The sequence below is a fragment of the Sporolactobacillus spathodeae genome, assembly GCF_016908935.1.
Classification (GTDB): domain Bacteria; phylum Bacillota; class Bacilli; order Bacillales; family Sporolactobacillaceae; genus Sporolactobacillus; species Sporolactobacillus spathodeae.
In genome coordinates this window covers 43,890-51,069 of sequence record NZ_JAFBEV010000022.1, presented here as the reverse complement: position 1 = coordinate 51,069, position 7,180 = coordinate 43,890, and the positions used below count along the sequence as shown (strand labels likewise).

At 48.3% G+C, this 7,180-nt stretch carries 3 protein-coding genes, 1 pseudogene and 1 other annotated feature; of the genes and pseudogenes, 1 reads left to right on the top strand and 3 read right to left on the bottom strand.

Annotated elements, in window-relative coordinates:
• Positions 1–442 precede the first annotated feature (442 nt).
• Positions 443–661: a binding site (T-box leader), on the bottom strand.
• A gap of 27 nt (positions 662–688) precedes the next feature.
• Positions 689–1,468, bottom strand: a complete 780-nt coding sequence (locus JOC27_RS10795; RefSeq protein WP_239530263.1) for a TrmH family RNA methyltransferase — start codon at positions 1,466–1,468, stop codon at positions 689–691.
• Positions 1,469–1,583: 115 nt separating this feature from the next.
• Here JOC27_RS10795 and sspI point away from each other — a divergent pair, with 115 nt between their 5' ends.
• On the top strand, positions 1,584–1,796 hold the full coding sequence (gene sspI, locus JOC27_RS10790) for a small acid-soluble spore protein SspI (RefSeq protein ID WP_205007304.1): 213 nt from the start codon (positions 1,584–1,586) through the stop codon (positions 1,794–1,796).
• Positions 1,797–1,989: 193 nt separating this feature from the next.
• Here the strand turns inward: sspI and nifJ are convergent.
• Both nifJ and JOC27_RS10780 read right to left on the bottom strand, forming a co-directional pair.
• Positions 1,990–5,517, bottom strand: a pseudogene (gene nifJ, locus JOC27_RS10785) (pyruvate:ferredoxin (flavodoxin) oxidoreductase); the annotation flags it as partial.
• A 356-nt stretch (positions 5,518–5,873) separates the two neighbouring features.
• Complete coding sequence (locus JOC27_RS10780) at positions 5,874–7,151, bottom strand: MFS transporter (protein ID WP_205007303.1); 1,278 nt, start codon at positions 7,149–7,151, stop codon at positions 5,874–5,876.
• Positions 7,152–7,180 lie beyond the last annotated feature (29 nt).

Here is a 7,180-nt window from a genome sequence, read left to right as displayed (position 1 = left end):
GGGGTCTCCCTTGGCCTGCTCTTCCCGCAGGAGTCTCGCGCCTCGCGTCCTTTTTGCTGGATCACTACCTGAATTGACTCTGATATCTTTAGCAATAAAGTTTCCCACGCAGTAAAACTCAATTGTTCGCCTTAGATACCTTTTTTGTCTGTACTGGACGCTTCTGGCGCTCGCTTTCCGCGGGCAGTCCGGGAGCCTCCTCAGACAGTCGTATTGCCTGCGGGGTCTCCCTTGGCCTGCTCTTCCCGCAGGAGTCTCGCGCCTCGCGTCCTTTTTGCTGGATCACTACCTGAATTGACTCTGATATCTTTAGCAAGAAAGTTTCCCGCGCAGTAAAACTCAATTGTTCGCCTTAGATACCTTTTTTGTCTGTACTGGACGCTCCTGGCGCTCGCTTTCCGCGGGCAATATCCCGAAGTGATCAAAAAACGCCTCGTGCCCAAAAAGGGACGAAGCGTCGCGGTACCACCCTTGTTGACAGAGCAAATCTCTGTCCACTCGATGATGGTGTAACGGCCATCAACCGGCTCAATCTACTTATTGTTCAATCGGCAGCTCCGGAGTGAATTCGTTTCGCCCGTATCGTTGACGCGCTTGCAGTCGGTGGCGCGTCATCCCTGGCCGGCGCGGCGGAAGTACTCTTCTCCATCTTAGCCTTTTCTATCCATTTTTTATCAGTATAAATCCTTTATCCGCGGTGTGCAAGTCCCCCTGTTTGTAGCCAATAAAGCAGAATACCAGAGGCAACCGCCACATTCATGGATTCCGCGCGCCCTTCCATCGGAATCTTCACCTCTTCATCCATTTCAGCGAGTAGTTCAGGTGATGCGCCGTGCCCTTCATTTCCGACAACAAGGCCAAACGCCGCATCGCGAACCGTAACCGTCGTCATATCTTTGCCTTGAAGTGACGATCCGTAGAGTGGAATCCCGAGGTGCTTCATTTCTGTCGCCAAATCAAATAAATTGCGCTGAATCACGGGCAAATGAAAGTGCGACCCTTGCGCGGAACGAAGTGTTTTGCCATTGTATCCGTCCACACAACCGTCACCAAGAAAGACGGCTTGAAGACCGAAAGCGTCTGCCGTTCGAATCAAAGTGCCGAGGTTGCCCGGATCCTGAACGCTATCAACCAGCAGATAGCCACCTTTTTTCAAGGTAATCTGCGGCCGCACCATCTGGCAGACAGCAATGATCCCCTGTGGTGTTTCAGTCTGCGACAATTCAGTAAAAATTTTGTGGGTGACTTGATACACTTCAATCGTTTCCAGTGGCCAATCCTTTGGCAAGTGGAAAGCCTCATCGATCAAAATTGCCGAAATTAGCTCCGGTGATGAAAAGAGCGCCTCTTGAACAAGATGTGGTCCTTCTAATATATAGAGACGCTCACGTTCCCGGTATTTTCGTTGTTTCAGTTTTTTCCATAATTTTACTTTTTCATTTTGCATCGATACCATGCTTCGCAACATAATAACTCCCTCTATCCGATCCATTCCGGATGCAGCCTGCATAATTCTTCATGAATTATCCATACTATACCACAGTATAAACCAATAATGCTGATAGTAAAGTGAGGGAAAACAAATGGATTTGGATATTCGACGCGCCGTTTTGCACAATATTAAAGATAATAATAAACAGGAATTGCAGGAAACCATTGTTGACGCTATTCAGAAACGCGAAGAAAAGATGCTACCTGGACTAGGTGTACTTCTAGAAGTTATTTGGAACAAAGCTGATCCTGCCTTCCGCGATCAATTATTGACCCAGTTGGAGCAAGGCGTTAAGGCAAGTTAAGCGCTCTTCAAAGAACGAAGTTCGTGAACACATCGAGCGCGTAAAAAAGAGGATGTCTCAAAAGCTTTAGCTTTGAGACATCCTCTTCTATATTCTCAATCTGCCCGAGTTTCTCCATCCGGTCGCAGTTCATTTCAGTGAGAGATGATGCGCGAAAAAATTATTGCTGGACCGCATGGGCAATCGTCTCACGAATTTTTTCTTCCTGGCCAGCGAGACGCGCATAATTAAAGAACCGTTTCTCGGCATCCGCCTTCGTTTTGTCAAAAAGATTATCTGCGAGTAAAGGATTAATCTGTTTGAGTGCTGAGAAGCGTGTCTGCTTCATCATAAACCCATCGATTCGGTCAAAAGCCGGTTTTCTGAAGTCAAGTTGCATTGGCAACTTGCCGGCTTCTTCTAGATCTGGATTATAGCGGTACAACGCCCAGTAGCCAGACTTGACGGCTTCGTTTGTCTCATCAATCGATTGGGTCAATCCACCCTTCAAGCCGTGCGAAATGCAAGGCGTATAGCCGATCACCAGGGATGGCCCATGATAGCTCTCTGCCTCTCTCAATGCTTTGATTGTCTGCATTTTATTGGCGCCCGAAGCAATCTGCGCGACATAAACATGCCCATAGTTAATCGCCGTCATGCCGAGATCCTTTTTCGCCGTCCGTTTGCCTGACGCGGCAAATTGAGCGATTGCCGCTGCCGGTGTTCCTTTTGATGACTGCCCGCCGGTATTGGCATACACTTCATTGTCCGCTACAAAAATATTGACATCCGCGCCGCTTGCAAGAACGTGATCGAGCCCACCGAAGCCAATATCATAAGCCCAGCCATCGCCACCAATAATCCATTGGCTCGTTTTAATCAGCAGATCACGATCCTGATAAATTTTCTCAAGAAGCGGCTGCTGTTCTTTTTCTGCCAGCAACGCAAGCTCAAGACGTTCCGCACGATCACGCGTCCCTTCGCCTTCAAGCATACCGTCAAGCCAGGTTTGCAAGGCTTCTTTCATTGGATCACTGATCGCCTGCAGTTGCAATGCCTCGCGTACAGTTGCCGCCAGATGGCTACGCCGCGCGCTCAGCGCCAGATGCATGCCGTAACCGTACTCTGCGTTATCTTCGAACAATGAGTTGGACCAAGCTGGTCCTCGTCCCTGAGCGTTTTTTGTATAAGGAATAACTGGACTCGACGCGCCCCAAATCGATGAACAGCCAGTTGCGTTGGCAATCACCATTCGATCGCCAAACAATTGCGTCAGCAGTTTGATATAGGGTGTTTCGCCACAACCCGAGCAAGCCCCAGAGAATTCAAGCAGCGGTTGTTCAAATTGCGAGCCAAGAATCGTCGCTTTCTTGGCAGGGTTTGCCTTAGCTTTCAGCGTCATCGCAAAAGCCCAGTTGACTGCTTGTTCTTTCTGCGTTTCTGCCGGCCGCATTGCAAGTGCGGTGCCGGACTTCGGACATTCTTTTACGCAAAGCCCGCAGCCTGTGCAGTCCGCTACAGCCACCTGGATCCGGTATTTGAGCCCATCTGCGCCACGCATGTTGCGGACAATAAAACCGTCTGGCGCTGCTGCCATTTCTTCTTCATCTACTAGGAACGGTCGAATCGCAGCATGCGGACAAACAAAGGCGCATTGGTTGCAAGCGATGCATGCATCGGCGTTCCACTCCGGCACTTCAAGGGCTATACTGCGTTTTTCAAACGCCGACGTGCCGAGCGGAAGCGAACCATCCGCCATATTTTCGTTCAGCAATGTGCTGACCTTAATACGCCCGCCTTGTTGCCGTCGCATAGGGTCAAGAATGTGACGCACGAAATCCGGGCGCTTTTCGTTAACTGATGCTGCCTTCTCTTCGGCATCTGCCCATTCTTCTGGTACCACGACCTGATGCAAGAGCGGCTCGGTCTGATTAATCGCAGCAACATTCAATTGCGCAATTTTCATTGATTTGCGTCCGTAGGTCTTTATCGCCGATTCGCGTAGCATCTCAAGTGCTTGCTCAAAAGGAATGATACCCGTTAACTTGAAAAAGGCTGTCTGCATCGTTGTGTTAATTCGCCGGCCAAGGCCAATTTTTCCAGCGAGCGACAAGGCGTTGATGGTGTAAAAACGGATTTTATTTTTTGCCAAAAAACTTTTCATAGCAGCTGGCAAATGACGATCCAATTCTTGATCATTCCAAATCGTATTCAACAAGAAGACGCCGCCTTTTTTCAAACCGTCCAGCAAATCATAGGACCGCAAATAAGATGGGTTGTGGCAGGCGATGAAATCAGCGTGTTCAATCAAGTAGCTGGAACGAATGGGCTGCTTGCCGAAACGCAAGTGGGAAATGGTCAATCCACCCGACTTTTTCGAGTCATAAGAAAAATACCCTTGGGCATACAGATCGGTGTGATCGCCAATCAGCTTAATCGCCGCTTTATTGGCACCAACCGTACCGTCCGAACCAAAGCCCCAGAACTTTGCCTGGTACGTTCCCGCAGGTGTCAGGTCAATTCGCGGATAGAGCGGCAGCGACAAGTGTGTGACATCATCGTCAATGCCGACCGTAAACCGTCGCTTTAGTTGTTCCCCTTCAAGATGCTTATAGATGCTAAGAATATCCGCCGGCGTCACATCTTTCGAACCTAGTCCGTACCGTCCGCCGATGATCTGCGGATGCTGATCACTGTCATAAAGCGCGCTCTGCACATCGAGCAGTAGTGGTTCACCCGTTGCGCCTGGTTCTTTGGTACGATCCAGAACGGCGATTTTCTTCACAGTAGCGGGCAATTTTGCAGCTAGCATTTCCGCTGGGAACGGCCGATAGAGCCGCACATTCAGCAAGCCGACTTTTTCCCCTTTATCTCTCAGATAGTCAATGACCTGCTCTATGGCCGATGTTACAGAGCCCATTGCAACCAAAACGCGATCAGCATCCGGCGCCCCGTAATAATTGACAAGATCATAATTGGTACCGCGCAACTGATTGATTTGCTTCATATAATTATGAACAATTTCCGGCACTTTGTCGTAATAGCTGTTAATCACTTCACGTTGTTGGAAAAAAATATCTGGTTCCTGGCTGGAGCCTGTCGCAACCGGATGATTCGGGCTGAGCCCCCGTCTGCGGAACGCGTCCAATGCCTCCGGATTCAAAAGCTGCTTTAATTCGTCGTAACCCAACACGTCGATTTTCTGGATTTCATGACTTGTCCGGAAGCCATCAAAAAAGTTAACAAAAGGAATCGATGCTTCCAACGCAGATAAATGTGCGACCGCTGCAAGATCCATTACCTCCTGAACGCTGCTTTCGGCAAGCATCGCAAAACCCGTCTGGCGTGTTGCCATCACGTCCGAATGATCGCCGAAGATGCTCAGCGCGTTCGATGAAACAGCTCGTGCCGCGACATGAAACACAGCCGGCAGTAATTCACCGGCAATTTTGTACATATTGGGGATCATCAGCAAGAGCCCTTGCGATGACGTATAAGTCGCAGTCAATGTGCCCGTTTTCAGCGAACCGTGAACTGCTCCTGCTGCACCGGCCTCCGATTGCAATTCAACCACTTTGACAGGGCTGCCGAAAAGGTTTTTGCGACCATCGGCTGACCACTCATCAATTTGTTCCGCCATCGGCGAGCTTGGCGTAATTGGATAAATTGCGGCAACTTCCGTAAACGCATACGAAATATAAGCAGCTGCTCCATTGCCGTCCATTGTTTTCTTTTTTCGAATCATTGCATTCCCTTCCTTTTGTCCTTTCGCTCTTAGATGCGCCATCCTATTGACATCGCTTACAATCTATTAATCTATCTCCAGTACACGACAATCTTTTTTCATCATACCATGAAACGGCAAGCTTTTTAATGTTTTCTCTTTCCAACGCTGACTTAATCAGGTCCTTTTTGCCATTATTGTGCTTCGGCTGCTCGCTTGCTGCGTGCATCGGCGCGTCTCCTCAAAAAGGTTGGAATCTGTGTGGCCCACTCTCGCTTTTCCCGAAAGAGGCCAAAGCGCCTTCGCTGCATTATTCGAGCAAAAACATACTAATTTGTACGTATTCGAAAAAACTAGCCAAACCCTTTTTTACATCAATTGCGCTCCGGGCGTGCAATCGTATGGCAGGCCCGCCGCACAAACAACCCGACTGCAATAAAGCCTAGGAATGAGGCGATAATCACGGGTATCGGTGACATGATTTTGAAGAGCAGTCCGTAGACGAACATCCCGAGCGGCATTAATGAAGTCGCACCAACCATAATAATTGTAAATACGCGACCTTGAAACGTGACAGGGACATTTTTCTGCAGATACGTCTGCATTGGCACATTGACGAAAACAAGCGCAATTGCAGTGATAAAACTTATCGTCGCGAATAGCCCGGTATCGACCCAATCGTTCAAATGAACGAGGAGTGGAACAACCGCGACGATAATTGGCAGTCCAGCAACGATCAATCCTTTTGCTGCGACTGCGAGCGGATCCCGATCACCTGGGAGTTTAGCCGATAACAGCCCGCCGATCACCATACCAAGCGAAAAAATAGCTTCGTTCAGACTGTATTGCAGATTAGCAAGATGCAAGACATGCACCATCAAATAGGGAAACCCAACTTGAAAAACAGCATACAGAAAATTGATCAGCGAAGCAGCCACAATCAAATAGAGGATCAGCGGCTTTGTTCGAACATATTTCAAGCCTTCTTTAATCGATTGCCACATTGTCTCAGAACTGTTATCCTCAGTTTTCTCACTCGGAACAAGATTAAAATGCATGAAACTGACGATCAGCAGAACAAGTAATTCCGCACCTATTTCAAAATAGATAAAGAAGGCAAAAGGAACAAAAGCGAAAAGCGCGCCAGCGGCAACTGGTCCAGCGATGTTGGCAAGTGATGTTGCGGACTGCTCTAAAGAATTTAATTGCTGAATAAAAGGCTCACTGACTAGCCGTGAAACCGCGGCCATATACGCTACAGTGAAAATTCGCGTGTTGAGACTCAGTGTGCCAACCAGAACGAGAATCAGCAGGTACCCTCGCCATCCATTACCGAGTACCGGGAAGATCTGGCTGTACCCGAGCAATAAAATCACGCAGCTTATTTGCGAGAGTATGATGACCCGCTTATTATCAAAATGGTCGGCGATATAACCGATTAGTGGTGAAAAGAGAATGCCGAGTACAGGACCAATCAAGAGTGTTGTGCCGAAACTCATCGATGATCCGGTCACTTTTAATATGTAGAGACTGATCGCAAAATTGACGAGAGAACTGCTGAAATTGCCAACAAAATCACTTGTCACCGACTTGTTAATTTGGCGTATCGATTGTTGCTTTAAATCAAGTAGTGTGTTTTCTTCCAGAGCCATCCTATCACCTTCTGTAGAATAAAATAGAT